The organism is Streptomyces sp. WAC03905, from assembly GCF_057371075.1.
Genome location: NZ_JBXYDZ010000003.1, coordinates 2,026,127 through 2,044,835 on the forward strand (window position 1 = coordinate 2,026,127; position 18,709 = coordinate 2,044,835).

The 18,709-nt window shown below is 75.5% G+C and carries 1 protein-coding gene; it reads left to right on the forward strand.

Annotated elements, in window-relative coordinates; all coding sequences use genetic code 11:
* The first annotated feature begins 25 nt into the window (after positions 1–25).
* Positions 26–18,697, forward strand: a complete 18,672-nt coding sequence (locus tag AC2RP6_RS11675) for an SDR family NAD(P)-dependent oxidoreductase (RefSeq protein ID WP_486446176.1) — start codon at positions 26–28, stop codon at positions 18,695–18,697.
* The last annotated feature ends 12 nt before the right edge of the window (positions 18,698–18,709 follow it).

An 18,709-nucleotide genomic window follows, 5' to 3' on the forward strand; every position in this document is an offset into this window, starting at 1 on the left:
CTTTGGACTTGGAGTGAGGATCCGCATGTCTGTCGAGACCACCCGCCGCGATGCCGAGTTCGTCGGGGCGACCGGGGAGCCCGTCGCCGTCGTCGGGCTGTCCTGCCGTGTCCCGGGAGCGGACGGAGCCGGGGGCTTCGACCCGGCGTTCTTCGGCATGGGGCCGGAGGCGGCCGCATCGGTGGACGAGCGACGGCGGCTCCTGCTGGAACGGTGCTGGGAGGCCCTGGAGGTGGCCGGTACCGTCCCGGCGTCGCTGCGCGGCGCCCCCGGCACGGGACTGTTCCTCGGTGCGGACTCCGGGGGCGCGGACTCCGGAGGCCCCGGGGCCGGGGCCGGCGAGGCCGGGGCCGGCGAGGCCGGGGCCGGCGAGGCCGGGGCCGGCGACTTCGAGGGGGCGGCCGGTGAGGTCGCGGCCGTGTTCGGCCTGACCGGTACGCACCGGACCGTCCGCGCGGGCGCCGCGTCCGCCCTGGCGGCGCTGCACCTCGCGGCCGAGAGCCTGCGCTCCGGCGAGAGCCGGACCGCCCTCGCGGGCACCGCCGCCCCGGACGGGGCCGTGGCGGTCCTCAAGACCCTGTCCCGGGCCGAGGCGGACGGCGACCGGATCCTCGCCGTGCTCACCGCCACGGGCCCCGACCCCGAGCGGGAGGCGGCCCGGCCCCGGACCGGGGCCGACACGGGCCCCGCGGCCGGAACCGGATCGGACGGGCCCGTCGGCGCGGACGGGGCCGGGACCGTCGCCGCGGACTCCGGCCGGGACGGGGCCGGCGCGCGGCTCGGTGACGTCCTGCGCGCGGCCGCGGCCGGGCGGGCCGCAGTGGTGCGGGCGGCCGACGCGAACGGGCAGGTGTGGGCCGCGGAGGTCGACGGCACGCCCCGTGACGCCACGCGGGAACGGTCCGCCGGGCGGCCGCCCGCCTTCCGGGCCGGCGTGCTGCCGTGGGTGCTCTCCGGGCACACCGCGCAGGCCGAGCGCGCCCGGGCGGAACAGCTCCGCGCCCGTCTCGCCGAGGACGCGGGCGACGGCCCCGACCTCACCGGCATCGGGCACTCCCTCGCCGTGTCGCGCACCGCGTTCACGCACCGCTCGGTCCTGCTGGCCGCCACCGGGCCCGGTTTCGCCGAGGAACTGGCCGCCCTCGCCGAGGGCCGCCGCGGCCCCGGACGGGTCAGCGGCACGGCCGCGCCCCGCGACCGGACCGTCTTCGTCTTCCCCGGCCACGGCGCGCAGTGGCCCGGCATGGCCGCCGGCCTGCTCGACGCCTCCGACGTCTTCCTCGCCAGTGTCCGGGCCACCGCCGAGGCCCTCGCCCCGTACGTCGACTGGTCCCTGGAGGACGTACTGCGCGGGGCGCCCGGAGCGCCCGCGCTCGACCGCGTCGACGTCATCCAGCCCGCGCTGTTCGCGACGTCCCTCGGCCTCGCCGCCCTCTGGCGTTCCTTCGGCATCGAGCCGGCCGCGGTCGTGGGGCACAGCATCGGCGAGATGGCCGCGGCCGTCGTCGCGGGCGGGCTCAGCCTGGAGGACGGCGCCCGGGTCAGCGCGCTCTGCGGAAGGGCCCAGGCCCGGCTCGCGGGCCGCGGCTCCATGCTCTCCGTCCTGCTGCCCCTCGACGAGATACGGGCGCGGACGGCCCCGTACGGCGGACGGCTGTCCGTCGCCGGCGTCAACGGGCCGCGGTCCGTCTCCGTCGCCGGTGACCTGGACGCCGTCGAACGGCTCCAGGAGGAGCTCACCGCCGACGGCGTACGGGTCAGGCGAGTCGCCATCGACTACGCGGCGCACTCCGCGCACATCGACGAGATCCGCGAAGAGCTGCTCACGGTGCTGGCACCGGTCCGGCCGCGCAGGGGCGGCGTCCCCTTCTACTCGGCCCTGACGGGCGCGCTGCTGGACGCGCGCTCGCTGGACGCCTCGTACTGGTTCCGCAGCCTGCGCGAGCCCGTGCTGTTCGAGAGCTCGGTCCGGTGCGTGGCCGACCACGACCTCTTCGTCGAGATCGGTCCGCACCCGGTGCTGACCCTGTCCCTCGAACAGACCCTGGAGACCGCCGGCTCCGCTCCCGGCGCCGGCTCCCCGGCCGTCGCGGTCGGTTCGCTGCGGCGCGGGGCGGACGGGCCGCACCGCTTCCTGTCGTCCGTCGCCGAGGCGTACGCGCACGGCGCCCCCGTGGACTGGAGCCCCGTCTTCCCCGCGGAACCCGTGGTCGTCGACCTGCCCACGTACCCCTTCGGCCCGCCCGCTCCCGACGCCCGCGACGCGTTCGGGGCCGGCGGGGACCCGGAGCGCACGACCCGGTTCCTGATGGACCTGGTGCGCAGCGAGGTGGCGCTGGTCCTCGGGCGCGGCACGGCCGCGGACATCGACCCGTCCCGCACCTTCCAGGAGCTCGGCTTCGACTCCGCGACCGCGGTGGAGCTGCGCAACCGGCTCGTCGCCGCCACCGGCCTGAAGCTGCCCACCACCGTGCTGTTCGACCGCCCCACCCCCGAGGAGCTGGTCGCGCGGATCGCCGAACTGTCCGGCACCCTGCCCGCGCGCCGGCCCTCCTCCCGGGCCGTCCCGCGCCGGGACCACGGCGCGGACGAGCCGATCGCGATCGTGTCCATGGCCTGCCGCTTCCCGGGCGGGGTGGAGTCCCCCGAGGACCTGTGGCGGCTGCTGGTGGAGGAGCGCGACGCGGTCTCCGCGTTCCCCGGCAACCGCGGCTGGGCGCTGGAGACCCTCTTCGACGGGGACCCCGACCGCCCGGGTACCTCGTACACCCGACAGGGCGGGTTCCTGCACGACGTCGACCGGTTCGACGCCGAGTTCTTCGGGATCAGCCCGCGCGAGGCGGCCGCCATGGACCCGCAGCAGCGGATGGTCCTCGAAACCGTGTGGGAGGCCGTGGAGCGTGCCGGCATCGATCCGGCCGCGCTGCGGGGCAGCGGGACCGGCGTGTACGTCGGCGCGATGGCGCAGGACTACGGGCCGCGCCTGCACGAGGCGGGCGAGGGTGTCGGCGGCTACCTGCTGACCGGCACCTACACGAGCGTGGTCTCCGGCCGCGCCTCCTACACCCTGGGCCTGGAGGGTCCGGCCGTCACCGTCGACACGGCGTGCTCGGCCTCGCTGGTTGCGCTGCACACGGCGGCGCAGGCGCTGCGGGCCGGGGAGTGCGAACTGGCCCTGGCCGGTGGCGTGACGGTGATGGCGAGCCCCGGCATGTTCGTGGAGTTCAGCCGTCAGCGCGGGCTGTCGGTGGACGGCCGCTGCAAGTCGTTCGCGGAGGCGGCGGACGGTACGGGCTGGGGCGAGGGGGCCGGCATGCTGCTCCTGGAGCGGCTCTCCGACGCCCGGCGCAACGGCCACGAGGTGCTCGCGGTCATCCGTGGTTCGGCCGTCAACCAGGACGGCGCCAGCAACGGGCTGAGCGCCCCCAGCGGCCCCTCCCAGGAGCGGGTCATCCTGGAGGCGCTCGCCGCCTCCGGCCTGTCGGCCGCGGACGTCGACGCCGTCGAGGCGCACGGCACGGGCACCCGGCTCGGCGACCCCATCGAGGCACAGGCGATCCTGGCGACCTACGGCCGTGACCGTGACGCGGGCCGGCCGCTGTTCCTGGGCTCGCTGAAGTCCAATATCGGGCACACGCAGGCCGCCGCGGGCGCGGGCGGCGTCATCAAGATGGTCATGGCGATCCGCAACGGCCTGCTGCCGCGCACCCTGCACGTGGACGCCCCCACCTCGCACGTGGACTGGTCGAGCGGTGCGGTCTCGCTGCTGACCGAGGCCACGCCGTGGCCGGAGGCCGGCCTGCTGCGCCGGGCGGGCGTCTCCTCCTTCGGTGTCAGCGGCACCAACGCCCACCTCGTCCTGGAGCAGGCACCCGAGCAGGCGCCCGAGCCGGCGTCCGAGCAGACCGCCGGGGAGGCCACCGCGCCGCCCGCACCGGACGGCCGCGCGCCCGTCCCCTTCCTCGTGTCCGGGAAGACGGACCAGGCGCTGCGCGCCCAGGCCGGCCGGCTCCTGGAACACCTGCGCGAGCGTCCCGGCGTCCGGCTCACGGACGTCGGCCTCTCCCTCGCCGTCGGCCGCGCCCACTTCGACCGCCGTGCCGCGGTCGTCGCCGCCGACCGTGCGGAGCTGGAGCAGGGGCTGCGGGCCCTGGTCGACGGCGGTACCGCCCGCCGCCTGGTCACCGGCCAGAGCCGGCCCGCCGCCCGGCCCGTGTTCGTCTTCCCGGGCCAGGGTGCGCAGTGGGTGGGCATGGCGGCCGGCCTGCTGGAGTCCTCCCCGGTGTTCGCCGGCCGGATGGCCGAGTGCGCCGCGGCCCTGGACCCGCTGGTCGACTGGTCGCTCCTGGACGTCGTCCGGGGCGTGGAGGGGGCTCCCGGCTTCGAACGCGTCGACGTCGTGCAGCCCGTCCTGTGGTCGGTGATGGTGTCGCTGGCCGCGGTGTGGCGCTCGCTGGGCGTCGAACCGGCCGCCGTGATCGGCCACTCGCAGGGCGAGATCGCGGCGGCCTGCGTGGCCGGCGTGCTGAGCGTCGAGGACGCGGCCCGGGTGGTGGCCCTGCGCTCCCGGGCGCTGACCGTGCTGTCGGGCCGGGGCGGCATGATGTCCGTGGCCGAGTCGGCTCCGTGGGTGCGGGAGCGGATCGGCGCGTGGCGGGGCAGGATCTCCGTCGCCGCCGTCAACGGCCCCGCGCAGACCGTGGTCTCCGGCGATCCCGAAGCACTGCGCGAACTCCTCGCCCGGGTCAAGGAGGAGGGGGCTCGGGCCCGTCTCGTCGACGTGGACTACGCCTCCCACTCGGCCCACGTGGAGGAGCTGGAGGACGAGCTGGCCCGGCTCCTCGACGGGATCGCGGCGGGCCCGGGCGACGTCCCGGTGTACTCGTCGCTGACCGGTGCGCTGCTCCCCGACGCGCGCGTGATGGGCGCCGGGTACTGGTACCGGAACCTGCGCGAGACCGTGCAGTTCGAGCAGGCCGTCGGGGAGCTCCTCGCCGCCGGGCACGACACCTTCATCGAGGTGAGCCCGCACCCGGTGCTCACCATCGGGGTGCAGGCCGCCCTCGACGGCGCGGGCGTGCGGGGCACCGCCCTGGGTACGCTGCGCCGTGACGAGGACGAGGCCGGGCGGCTGCTGCTCGCGCTCGGCGAGGCCCACTGCCACGGCGTCGCCGTCGACTGGTCGGCCGTGTTCGCCGGTACGGGCGCCCGGCGCGTGGAGCTGCCGACGTACGCCTTCCAGCGGACCCGGTTCTGGCTCGACACCCCGGTCACGGCGGAGGACCCCTCCGGCCTCGGGCTGACCCCGGCGGAGCACCCGCTGCTGGGCGCGGTGACCAGCCTCGCCGACCGTGAGGACGTGCTGTTCACCGGGCGCGTCTCGCGCCGTACGCATCCGTGGGTCGTGGACCACGCGGTCGTCGGCACGGTCCTGCTGCCGGGCACCGCCCTCGTCGACATGGCCGTGTCGGCGGGCGACCGCTTCGGCTACGACCGGCTCCGCGAGCTGGTCCTGGAGGCGCCGCTGATCGTTCCCGAGGAGGGCGGCGTCCACCTCCAGGTCGCGCTCGGCCCGGCCGAGGAGTCGGGCACCCGGTCGGTCACCGTCCACTCCCGCCCCGAGGGCGCGGCCGACGCGGAATGGACCCGGCACGCCTCCGGCGTCCTGGCGACCGGCGAGCAGCCGGTCCCCGCCGCGGCGCCGGCGTGGCCGCCGCAGGGCGCGCGGCCGGTCCCGCTCGACGACGTCTACGAGCGTCTCGCCGACCGCGGTTACGAGTACGGGCCGGTCTTCCAGGGTCTGGGCCGGGTCTGGCTGGCCGGGCCGGAAGGGGCACCGGCGGCCGCCTCGGGGGCCCCGTGGGGCGGGGAGCGGTTCGCGGAGGTCTCCCTCACGCCGGAACAGCACGCCGAGGCCGCGGTGTTCGCGATCCACCCGGCGCTCCTGGACGCGGCCCTGCACGCGATGCTGCTCGGTGACGGCACCGAGCTGGCCATCCCGTTCTCCTTCAGCGGGGTCACCCTGCACGCCTCGGGCGCCACCGCGCTGCGCGTGCACGTGGTTCCGGTCGACGCCCACACGGCTTCGCTGACGGCGACCGATCCAGAGGGGCGGCCCGTCGTCACGGTCGACTCCATCACGCTGCGTCCGGCGGGTGACCTCCGTGCCGCGCAGAGCGCGGGCCGGCCCTCCGGCCTGCACCGGCTGGTGTGGAAGCCCGAGCCGCAGGCGGACGCCGGGGCCGCGGAGGGCGCGGAGGGCGCGGCGGGGCTGTGGGCCGTCCTCGGATCCGATCCGCACGGGCTGGCCCCGGCCGTCTCGGGCGACACGTACGCCGATGTCGCGGAACTGCGGGCGGCCCTGGGCGACGGCGCCCAACTGCCGTCCTTCATAGGCTTGTCGGAGACGTACGAGGACGTGCACGAGGCGGTGCGCAAGACCCTCGCCACCCTCCGGACGCTCCTCGCCGACCCCGCCCTCGACTCCACCCGCATCGTCCTGCTCACCCACCGGGCGACCGCCCTGACCACCGGGCAGGACATCCGCGACCTGCCCGCCGCGGCCCTCACCGGGCTGGTCCGGACCGCTCAGAACGAATACCCGGGCCGGCTCTCCCACCTCGACATCGGCCCCGACGGCGACGCCAACGGCACCGTGGACCTGGCCGCCGCGGCCCACACCGCGGCCATGCGTCCCGACACCCAGTTCAGCCACCGCGCCGGCCGGCTCCACACCCCGCGCCTGGAAAGCACTCCCGCAGCCGCGGCGGAGACGGGCCTGGATCCCGACGGCACCGTCCTGATCACCGGCGGCACCGGCGGACTCGGCCGGATCCTCGCCCGCCACCTCGTCACCCACCACGGCGCCCGCCACCTCCTCCTCACCAGCCGCACCGGACCCGACGCCCCCGGCGCCCGCGAACTCACCGACGAACTCACCGCAGCCGGCGCCCACGTCACCATCACCGCCTGCGACACCGCCGAACGTCAGTCCCTGCAGAACCTCCTCGACACCATCCCCGCCCAGCACCCCCTCACCGCCGTCATCCACGCCGCCGGCACCCTCGACGACGCCACCCTCGACAACCTCACCCCCCACCACCTCACCCACGTACTCCGCCCCAAAGCCGACGCCGCCCACCACCTCCACGAACTCACCCGCGGCCACGACCTCACCCACTTCATCCTCTTCTCCTCCATCGCCGGCCTCATCGGAAACCCCGGCCAGGCCAACTACGCCGCCGCCAACACCTACCTCGACGCCCTCGCCCACCACCGCCACCACCACGGCCTCCCCGCCACCAGCCTCGCCTGGGGACTCTGGGACACGGCCAGCGCCATGACCAGCGGGCTGAGCGAGCGGGACGTCAAGCGGTGGGCCCGCAAGGGCGTGCTGCCCATCTCCGCCGAGCGCGGCATGGAGATCTTCGACGCCGCCCTCAGCTCGTCGGAGCCGCTGCTCGCCGCGGCCGACCTGGACCTGCCGACCCTGCGCTCCCCCGACGGGTCGGCGCCGGCCCTGCTGCGCACGCTCGTCCGCGTCCCGCGCCGCCGGGCCGCCGCGGCCACCGGCACCGCGGGTGCCGGAGGTGCCTCCTGGGCCGAGCGGACCGCCGCGCTGCCGGCTGCCGACCGGCTGCGGACGGTGGTGGAACTCGTACGGACCACGGTGGCCGCCGTGCTCGGTCTCGCGGGACCGGACTCCGTCGACGAGGACACCGCGTTCAAGACCCTCGGGATGGACTCGCTGACCGGCCTGGAGCTGCGGCGCCGCGTCGTCGCGGTCAGCGGGATCACGCTGCCGGCGACGGCCGTCTTCGATCACCCCACCCCCGGGGCGCTGGCCGCGTTCCTGGTGGGCGAGCTCGCCGCACTGGCCGGTGAGGGCGTGGTGGTGCGCGGCGCTGAGCAGGTCGCGGTGCGCGGCTCGTCCGACGACGAGGACCCGGTCGTGATCGTCGGCATGGCCTGCCGCTACCCGGGCGGCACCCGCTCACCCGAGGACCTGTGGCGGCTCGTCGCCGACGGCACCGACGCCATCGGCCCCTTCCCGACGAACCGCGGCTGGGCCCTGGACCGGCTCTTCGACGGGGACCCCGACCGCGCGGGGCACTCGTACGCCCGCAACGGCGGTTTCCTCCACGACGCCGACCGCTTCGACGCCGAGTTCTTCGGGATCAGTCCGCGCGAGGCCGCCGCGATGGACCCCCAGCAGCGCCTGCTGCTGGAGACGAGCTGGGAGGCGGTGGAGAGCGCGGGCATCGCGCCGGCCACCCTGCGCGGCAGCCGTACCGGTGTGTTCAGCGGTGCGATGTACAGCGAGTACGCCTCTCACCTGCGCAACGCGCCGGAGGCCGTGGAGGCCTACCGTACGACCGGCAACACGCTCAGCGTGGCGTCGGGCCGGGTCTCGTACACGCTGGGCCTGCAGGGGCCGGCCATCACCGTCGACACGGCCTGCTCGTCCTCGCTCGTCGCCCTGCACCTGGCCGCCCAGGCCCTGCGCCGGGGCGAGTGCGGTCTGGCCCTCGCGGGCGGCGTGACGGTGATGGCGGTGCCCGATCTGTTCGTGGAGTTCAGCCGGCAGCGCGGACTGGCGGCGGACGGCCGCTGCAAGTCCTTCGCGGACGCGGCGGACGGGACGGCCTGGAGCGAGGGGGTGGGTGTGCTGCTCCTGGAACGGCTCTCCGACGCCCGCCGCAACGGCCACACCGTCCTCGCCGTGATCCGCGGCTCGGCCGTCAACCAGGACGGCGCCAGCAACGGACTGACCGCCCCCAACGGCCCCTCCCAGGAACGCGTCATCCGCGAAGCCCTCACCGCCTCCGGCCTCACCCCCGCCGACGTCGACGCCGTCGAGGCCCACGGCACCGGCACCACCCTCGGCGACCCCATCGAAGCCCAGGCCATCCTCAACACCTACGGCCAGCACCGCGACGCCGCCACACCACTCCACCTCGGATCACTCAAGTCCAACATCGGCCACGCCCAAGCCGCCGCAGGCGTCGGCGGCGTCATCAAAATGGTCATGGCCATGCGCCACGGCACCCTCCCCCGCACCCTCCACGTCGACGCACCGACCTCGCACGTGGACTGGAGCAGGGGGGCGGTGTCCCTCCTCACGGAGGCGACCCCGTGGCCGGAGACCGGCCGGCCCCGCCGGGCGGGGGTGTCCTCCTTCGGGATCAGCGGCACCAACGCCCACGTCGTCCTCGAACAGGCCCCCGCCACCGAGCCGGAGCCCTCCGTCCCGGCCCCCGAGGCGGTGCCGATGGCGCCGTGGGTGCTGTCCGGCCACACGGAGGCGGCCCTGCGCGCGCAGGCGGACAGGCTGCTGGCCTTCGCCTCCGGGCGCACGGCGCCGTCGGATCCGGCCGGGGCCGAGCCGTCCCGGATCGCACCGGCGGACATCGGCCGGTCACTGGCCGCCTCGCCGACGCTCCTGGCGCACTCCGCGGCCGTCGTCGCGGACGACGACGAGGGCCGGCTGCGGGCGCTCGCCGCGCTGGCCGCCGGCGAGGAGTCCGCGGACGTCATCGTGGGACCGCCGGGACAGAGCGGCGGCAAGACCGCCTTCCTGTTCACGGGGCAGGGCAGCCAGCGTCCCGGCATGGGCCGGGAGCTGTACGAGACCCACCCGGTCTACGCCCGCGCCCTGGACGAGGTGTGCGCGCGTCTCGACGAGCGCCTCCAGCAGTCCGTGACCTTGAAGTCCCTCCTCTTCGCCGAGGAGGACCCGGCCTCACCCCTGCACCAGACGATGTGGACGCAGGCGGCCCTCTTCGCCACGGAGGTGGCCCTCTACCGCACGGTCGAGCACTACGGCCTGACGCCGGACCACCTCGTCGGGCACTCGCTCGGCGAACTCACCGCCGCACACGTCGCCGGCGTTCTCGACCTCGACGACGCCTGCACCCTCGTCGCCACCCGCGGCCGACTCATGCAATCCGCCCCCGCAGGCGGCGCCATGATCGCCATCGAAGCCACCGAAACAGAAATACGCGACACCCTCCCCACCCACCACGGCCACCTCGACATCGCCGCCACCAACACCCCCCACTCCACCGTCATCACCGGCGACCACCACGCAGCCCACCAACTCGCCACCACCTGGCGCAACAACGGCCGACGCACCAAACAACTCAACGTCAGCCACGCCTTCCACTCCCCCCACATGGAAACCATCCTCAACGACTTCCACACCACCGCCACCACCCTCACCTACCACACCCCCACCATCCCCATCATCTCCAACCTCACCGGACAAACCGCCACCACCCAACAACTCACCGACCCCCACTACTGGACCCAACACCTCCGCCACACCGTCCGCTTCAACGACGCCATCCACCACCTCCACCACCACCACAACACCACCACCTACATCGAACTCGGACCCGACCCCGTGCTCACCGCCATGACCCGGAGCTGCCTGGGCGAGGACGACGTCCCGGGCGCACCGGCGACCCTCGCCGTGCTGCGCAAGGGCCACTCCGAGGTGCGGACCCTCATGACCGCCCTCGCCCACGCGGCCCTGCGGGGTGCGGCGCTGGACACCGAGCGCCTCTTCCCCGGCGCGCGGCGTGTCCAGCTGCCGACGTACGCCTTCCAGGGCACCCGGTACTGGCTCAACAGCCCGGCGACACCCGAGGACGTGGCGAGCCTGGGCCTCACGCCCGCGGAGCACCCGCTGCTCGGGGCGGTGACCAGCCTCGCGGACGGCGAGGGGCTGCTGTTCACGGGCCGGGTCGCGCGCGGCAGCCACCCGTGGACCGTCGACCACGCGGTCGCGGGCACCGTGCTGCTGCCCGGCACCGCGCTGGTCGAGATGGCCCTCGCGGCCGGCGACCGCTTCGGGTACGACCGACTGCAGGAGCTGGTCCTGGAGGCGCCGCTGATCCTCCCGGAGGACGGCAGGACCCACCTCCAGGTCGCCCTCGGCCCCGAGGAGGCCGGCGCCCGGGCCGTCACCGTCCACTCCCGCGCCGAGGGCGCGGCGGACACGGACTGGGTCCGCCACGCCTCCGGAGTGCTCCGTGAGGCCGCCCCGGTCCCGCCGGTGGCCGAGCCCTCGGCCTGGCCGCCGCCGGGCGCCACGGAAATCCCCGTCGACGGCCTCTACGACCGTCTCGCCGACCGCGGTTACGGCTACGGCCCCGCCTTCCAGGGCCTGCGCCGGGCCTGGCAGCACGGCACCGACCTCTACGCGGACATCGTGCTGCCCGACGGTGTCGAGGGCGACGGGTTCACCCTGCACCCGGCCGCCCTGGACGCCGCCCTGCACGGCCTGCTGATCGAGGACGCGGAGGAGCTGACCGTCCCGTTCTCCTTCGGCGGGATCACCCTGCACGCCACCGGTGCGACCGCGCTGCGCGTCCGCCTGACCGCCGGGGGCCGCAACACCGCCTCACTGACGGCCACGGACGCCGACGGCCGGCCCGTCGTCACGATCGACGAGATCGCCCTCCGGCCGGCCGGCGACCTCCAGGACCGCGGCGCCCGGCACGACGGGCTCTACGGCCTCGTGTGGAAACCGCAGCCGTCGGTGGCGGTGGACGGTCCTGCCGAGCGGTGGGCGGTACTGGGTGCGGATCCGCACAGCCTTGCGGCGGCCGTCGCCGGCGCCCCCTACCCGGACGCGGCCGCCCTGCGGGCAGCCGTCGCCGCGGGCGGCCCGGTACCCGATGTCGTGGCCCTCTCCGACGAGGCGGTCGAGGTGCACGCGGCGCTCGGGCACACCCTGGCGACCCTGCAGGAACTCCTCCGGGACAGCACCCTGAACTCCGCCCGCATCGTCGTCCTCACCCGGGGTGCCACGGCCCCCTCCCCCGACGAGGACCTCCACAACCTGCCCGCGGCAGCCCTCACCGGCCTCATCCGCACCGCTCAGAACGAATACCCCGGCCGCCTCAGCCACCTCGACCTCGACGCGGGCGCCGACCGCGACGCCGACCACGACGCCGGCCCCGAGCGGCTCGTGGACGCGGCACGCACCGCCGCGCACAGCCCCGACACCCAACTCGCCCTGCGCAACGGCCGACTGCACAGCCCGCGGCTGGAGAACACCCCGGCCCGGAACACCGCCGACCGCCCGCTCGACCCCGACGGCACCGTCCTGATCACCGGCGGCACCGGCGGGCTCGGCCGGATCCTCGCCCGCCACCTCGTCACCCACCACGGCGCCCGCCACCTCCTCCTCACCAGCCGCACCGGACCCGACGCCCCCGGCGCCCGCGAACTCACCGACGAACTCACCGCAGCCGGCGCCCACGTCACCATCACCGCCTGCGACACCGCCGAACGCCAATCCCTGCAGAACCTCCTCGACACCATCCCCGCCCAGCACCCCCTCACCGCCGTCATCCACGCCGCCGGCACCCTCGACGACGCCACCCTCGACAACCTCACCCCCCACCACCTCACCCACGTACTCCGCCCCAAAGCCGACGCCGCCCACCACCTCCACGAACTCACCCGCGGCCACGACCTCACCCACTTCATCCTCTTCTCCTCCATCGCCGGCCTCATCGGAAACCCCGGCCAGGCCAACTACGCCGCCGCCAACACCTACCTCGACGCCCTCGCCCACCACCGCCACCACCACGGCCTCCCCGCCACCAGCCTCGCCTGGGGACTCTGGGACACCAGCACGGGCAGCATGGCCGCGCAGTTCTCGGAGGCCGACATGCAGCGGTGGGCCGCAAAGGGCATCCTTGCGCTGACCCCGGAACGCGGCATGGAGCTGTTCGACGCGGCGCTCGCGTCCGGCCGGCCCGCGCTCGCCCCGGTCGAGCTGGACCTCCGGGTACTGCGTTCCCCCGACGGGTCGGCGCCCGCGCTGTTGCGCACCCTCGTCCGGGCCCCGCGCCGCCGGGCCGCCGCGGCCACCGGCTCCAGCTGGGCCGCCCGGACCGCGGAGCTCGCCCCGGCGGACCGTCAGCGGGCCGCGGGCGAACTCGTACGGACCACGGTCGCGGCCGTACTCGGCCTCGCCGGACCCAGCGCGGTCAACGACGGCGGTCCCTTCATCCAGTTGGGCATGGACTCCCTCACCGCCATGGAGCTCCGGCGCAGGCTGGCCGCGGACAGCGGCCTCGCCGTCCCCGCGACCGCCGTCTTCGACCACCCGACCCCCGGCGCGCTGGCGGGCTTCGTCGTCGCCGAGCTCGGGAAGATCGCCGGTGAGGCCGCGGCCCGGCCGGTGCGACGGGCCACGACGGGTGAGGGTACGGCCGCCGGCCAGGACGACCCGATCGTGATCGTCGGCATGGCCTGCCGCTACCCGGGCGACGCCCGCTCCCCCGAGGACCTGTGGCGGCTCGTCGCCGACGGCACCGACGCCATCGGCCCCTTCCCGACGAACCGCGACTGGGACGTCGACGACCTCTACGACCCGGACCCCGCCCGCGCCGGCAAGAGCTACAGCCGGCACGGCGGCTTCCTCTACGACGCCGACCGCTTCGACGCCGAGTTCTTCGGGATCAGCCCGCGCGAGGCGTACGCGATCGACCCGCAGCAGCGCCTGCTGCTGGAGACCACCTGGGAGGGCTTCGAGCGTGCGGGCATCGACCCGGCCACCCTGCGCGGCAGCCGGACCGGGGTGTTCGTCGGCGCGATGTACGACGACTACGCCTCCCGCCTGTCCGCCGTACCGGTCGAGTACGAGGGGTACCTGAGCACGGGCAGCGCCGGCAGCGTCGCCTCCGGGCGGCTGTCCTACACCTTCGGGCTGGAGGGCCCGGCCATCACCGTCGACACCGCCTGCTCCTCCTCACTCGTCGCCCTGCACCTGGCCGCCCAGGCCCTGCGCCGGGGCGAGTGCAGCCTGGCCGTGGCGGGCGGTGCCACCGTGATGGCCACTCCTAGGCCGTTCGTGGAGTTCAGCCGGCAGCGCGGCCTCGCGCCCGACGGACGGGTGAAGTCCTTCTCCGCCTCGGCGGACGGGACGGCCTGGAGCGAAGGGGTGGGTGTGCTGCTCCTGGAACGGCTCTCCGACGCCCGCCGCAACGGCCACACCGTCCTCGCCGTGATCCGCGGCTCGGCCGTCAACCAGGACGGCGCCAGCAACGGACTGACCGCCCCCAACGGCCCCTCCCAGGAACGCGTCATCCGCGAAGCCCTCACCGCCTCCGGCCTCACCCCCGCCGACGTCGACGCCGTCGAGGCCCACGGCACCGGCACCACCCTCGGCGACCCCATCGAAGCCCAGGCCATCCTCAACACCTACGGCCAGCACCGCGACGCCACCACACCACTCCACCTCGGATCACTCAAATCCAACATCGGCCACGCCCAAGCCGCCGCAGGCGTCGGCGGCGTCATCAAAATGGTCATGGCCATGCGCCACGGCACCCTCCCCCGCACCCTCCACATCGACGCACCGACCCCGCACGTGGACTGGACGAGCGGCGCCGTCTCCCTGCTGACCGAAGCCACTCCGTGGCCGGAGACCGGCCGGCCCCGCCGATCCGCCGTCTCCTCCTTCGGGATCAGCGGCACCAACGCCCACGTCGTCCTCGAACAGGCCCCCGCCACCGAGCCGGAGCCCTCCCGCGAGGTGGCCGTGCCCTCCCCGCTGCCGTGGGTGGTGTCCGGCCGCGGTACGGACGGGCTGCGCGCCCAGGCCGTACAGCTGCGGCGGCTGGCCGCCGCGGCCGGCGCCGACGGCGGATTCGACCTCGCGCACCTGGACATCGGCCATGCCCTGGCCACCACGCGGGCCGTGCTCCCGGACCGCGCCGTCGTCCTGGCCGACGACCCGGCCGGTCTACTGGCCGGCCTGGACGCCCTGGCCCGCGGGGCATCGGCGCCGCAGCTGGTGACCGGGGACCCGGAGGGGGTGTCGGGGAGTTCCGGCGTGGCCTTCCTGTTCACGGGGCAGGGCAGCCAGCGTCCCGGCATGGGCCGGGAGCTGTACGAGACCCACCCGGTCTACGCCCGCGCCCTGGACGAGGTGTGCGCGCGCATGGACGTACACCTGGGCCGATCGCTGAAGGAACTGCTCTTCGCCGAGGAGGGGAGCCCGCAGGCGGCTCTGCTCGACCGCACCCAGTACACGCAGCCCGCGCTGTTCGCCGTCCAGGTCGCCCTGTTCCGGCTGGTCGAGCACTACGGCCTGACGCCGGACCACCTCGTCGGGCACTCGCTCGGCGAACTCACCGCCGCACACGTCGCCGGCGTTCTCGACCTCGACGACGCCTGCACCCTCGTCGCCACCCGCGGCCGACTCATGCAATCCGCCCCCGCAGGCGGCGCCATGATCGCCATCGAAGCCACCGAAACAGAAATACGCGACACCCTCCCCACCCACCACGGCCACCTCGACATCGCCGCCACCAACACCCCCCACTCCACCGTCATCACCGGCGACCACCACGCAGCCCACCAACTCGCCACCACCTGGCGCAACAACGGCCGACGCACCAAACAACTCAACGTCAGCCACGCCTTCCACTCCCCCCACATGGAAACCATCCTCAACGACTTCCACACCACCGCCACCACCCTCACCTACCACACCCCCACCATCCCCATCATCTCCAACCTCACCGGACAAACCGCCACCACCCAACAACTCACCGACCCCCACTACTGGACCCAACACCTCCGCCACACCGTCCGCTTCAACGACGCCATCCACCACCTCCACCACCACCACAACACCACCACCTACATCGAACTCGGACCCGACCCCGTGCTCAGCGCGATGGTCCGTACGATCCTGGGCTCCGGGGAGCCGGACACCGGGCGGCCGCCCGTCGCCGTCCCGCTGCTGCGCGCCGGCCGCCCCGAGGGCCGGACCCTCGCGGCCGCGCTCGCGGAGGCGCACGTACGGGGCCAGGACGTCCGGTGGGACGGTTTCCTGCCCGGTGGGCGGGCGGTAGCCCTGCCGACCTACCCGTACCGGCGCGACAGCTACTGGCTGAGCGCCCCGGCGGCCCCCGTGGCGGCGAAGCCGGCGGGCGGCCATCCGCTGCTGGACTCGGAGGTGGAACTCGCCGCGGGTCAGGGATGGTTGTTCACCGGCACCCTCGACGCCGAGGCGCAGCCGTGGCTCTCGGAGCACACCGTCCTGGGCCGGCCGTTGCTGCCCGGTGCGGCGGTCGCGGAGCTCGCCCTCCACGCCGCCCGGCGGACGGGAGCGGCGGAGGTCGCCGAACTCACCCACGAACAGCCGCTGCCGCTGGACGGCCCCGTCGCGCTCCAGCTCTTGGTGGGCGCGGTCGGTGACGACGGGACGCGCCCGCTCGCCCTGCACTCCCGGTCCGAAGGGAGCCCGGACGCCGCCTGGGTGCGGCACGCGTCGGGTCTGCTGGCCGACGACGTTCCCGCGGCGACCGGCGAGGAGTCCGGTCTCGCCGTCTGGCCGCCGCAGGACGCGACCGCGCTCCCCGTCGACGGCCTCTACGACCGTCTCGCCGACCGCGGTTACGGCTACGGCCCCGCCTTCCAGGGCCTGCGCCGGGCCTGGCAGCACGGCACCGACCTCTACGCCGAGATCGCCCCGCCCGGGTCCGCCACCACCGGAGCCGACGGCTTCGCCCTCCACCCCGCCGCCCTCGACGCCGCCCTGCACACGGCCCTGCTCGCGCCGGGCGCCGCGGACCGGCTGGTGGTTCCCTTCGCGTGGAGCGCCCTGACGCTGCGGCCCTGCGGGGCGACGCGGCTGCGGGTCCGCCTGCGCCGGGGGCCGGGCGACGCCCACACGCTGCTGATCGCGGACGAGAACGGCGTCCCCGTGTTCACGGCCGGCGGTCTCGCGGTGCGCGAGCTCCGGGCCGACGCCGAGGTCGGCGCCGGGCCGGTGCACGGGCCCGGCCTGTTCGACCTGCACTGGTCCCCGCTGCGGGCGGCCGCGCCCGTGCCGGCCGGCCCGTGGGCCGTCCTCGGCGAGGACGGGGCGGCCGCCGAGGCCGTGCGCGCCTGCGGTGCGGCCGTCCGGGCCTACCCGGACCTGGCGGAGCTGCGGGCGGCGGTGGACGGGGGTGCTCCGGTCCCCACCGTGGTGCTGTCCGGCGCGCCGGCCGGTCCCGGCCTACCGGGCGCCGGCGACCGGGCCGTGCACGCGGTCCTCGAACTGGCCCAGGGTTGGCTGGCGGACGAGCGGTTCGCGGAGTCCCGGCTCGCCGTCCTCACCCGGGGAGCGGTCGCCGTCACCGACGACGAACGCCCGGATCCCGCCCTGGCGGCGGTCTGGGGCCTGATCCGCTCTGCGCAGTCCGAGCAGCCCGGCCGGTTCACCCTGGTCGACACCGACGGGCGGCCCGAGTCCGTCCGCGCTCTGGCGCAGGCCATGGCGCTCGCCCCGGCACAGCCGCAGCTCGCGCTGCGGGCCGGCCGGGCATCGGTACCGGCCCTGCGCGTCCACCGTCCGGCCGCCCCCGCCCGCTCCGTTGATCCCGCCGCTCCCGCCGCTCCCGCCACTCCCGGCACTCCCGGCACGGAGGCTCCGGCGCCGTTCGGTGCGGACGACCACGTGCTGGTCACCGGCGGGCTGGGCACGCTGGGCCGGCTGCTGGCCAGGCACCTGGTCAAGCAGCACGGAGTGGGACGGCTGCTGCTGACCGGCCGGCGCGGCGCCGCGACCCCCGGCGCACAGGAGTTCACGGCCGAACTGGCCTCCCTGGGGGCCGAGGTGCACCTGGCGGCCTGCGACGCCGGTGACCGGACGGCGCTGGCCGCCCTGTTGGCCGCCGTACCCGCGGACCGGCCGCTGACCGCGGTCGTGCACGCCGCGGGCGTCACCGACGACTCGGTGCTGGCCGGGCTCACCCCGCAGCGGATGGAAGGGGTGCTGCGGGCCAAGGCCGACGCCGCCCTCCACCTGCACGAGCTGACCCGGGACCTGGACCTGTCGGCGTTCGTCCTGTTCTCCTCGCTGGCCGGCACCCTGGGCTCGGCGGGGCAGGGCAACTACGCGGCGGCCAACGCCTTCCTGGACGCCCTGGCCCACCGGCGCCGCACCGAGGGGCTGCCGGCCGTGTCAGTGGCCTGGGGTCTGTGGGCGCAGGAGAGCGCGCTGAGCGGTGACCTGCGGACGGCGGACCTGAAGCGGCTGGCCCGCTCCGGGATCGGGGCGCTGTCCGCCGAGGACGGCCTGGCGCTGTTCGACGCGGCCGTCGCCTCCGGCGCCGCGGTCCTGACGGCGGCCCACCTCGACCTGCGGACGGCGGACCCGGACGCGGTCGGCCTCCTGCTGCGGGAGCTGCTGCCCGCCCGCGGGCACGAGGACTCCGCGCGGGCCGCGGCCCGGGACACCGCCGCGGGGCTGCGCGACCGGCTGGCCGCGGCGCCCCGCCGGGAGCACCGCCACATCCTGCTCGGGACCGTACGGACCGAAGTGGCCGCCGTGCTGGGCCACTCGGACGGCGACCGGGTACCGGCCGACCGCCGGTTCCAGGACCTCGGCTTCGACTCCCTGACCGCGGTCGAGCTGCGCAACCGCCTGGCCGCCGCGACCGGCGTCAAGCTGCCGCCCACGCTCGTCTTCGACCACCCGACCCCGGGCGCCCTGGCGGACCGGCTGCGCGCGGCGCTCGTACCGGAGGTCCCGGCGGGGGACGCCTCCGCGGAGGCCGCCGACGGCAGCGGGGACGCCGGGACGGCGAGCGGGAGCGAGGGCGCAAGCGGGGGCGGAAGCGCGCTGGACTCGATGAGCGCCGACGACCTGGTCCGCCTGGCCCTGGGCCAGAGCTGAGGAAGACACGCC

Bases quoted from the DNA above. Each gene is read 5' to 3' on its own strand.
- AC2RP6_RS11675 (WP_486446176.1), top strand. From the start codon at position 26: ATGTCTGTCGAGACCACCCGCCGCGATGCCGAGTTCGTCGGGGCGACC.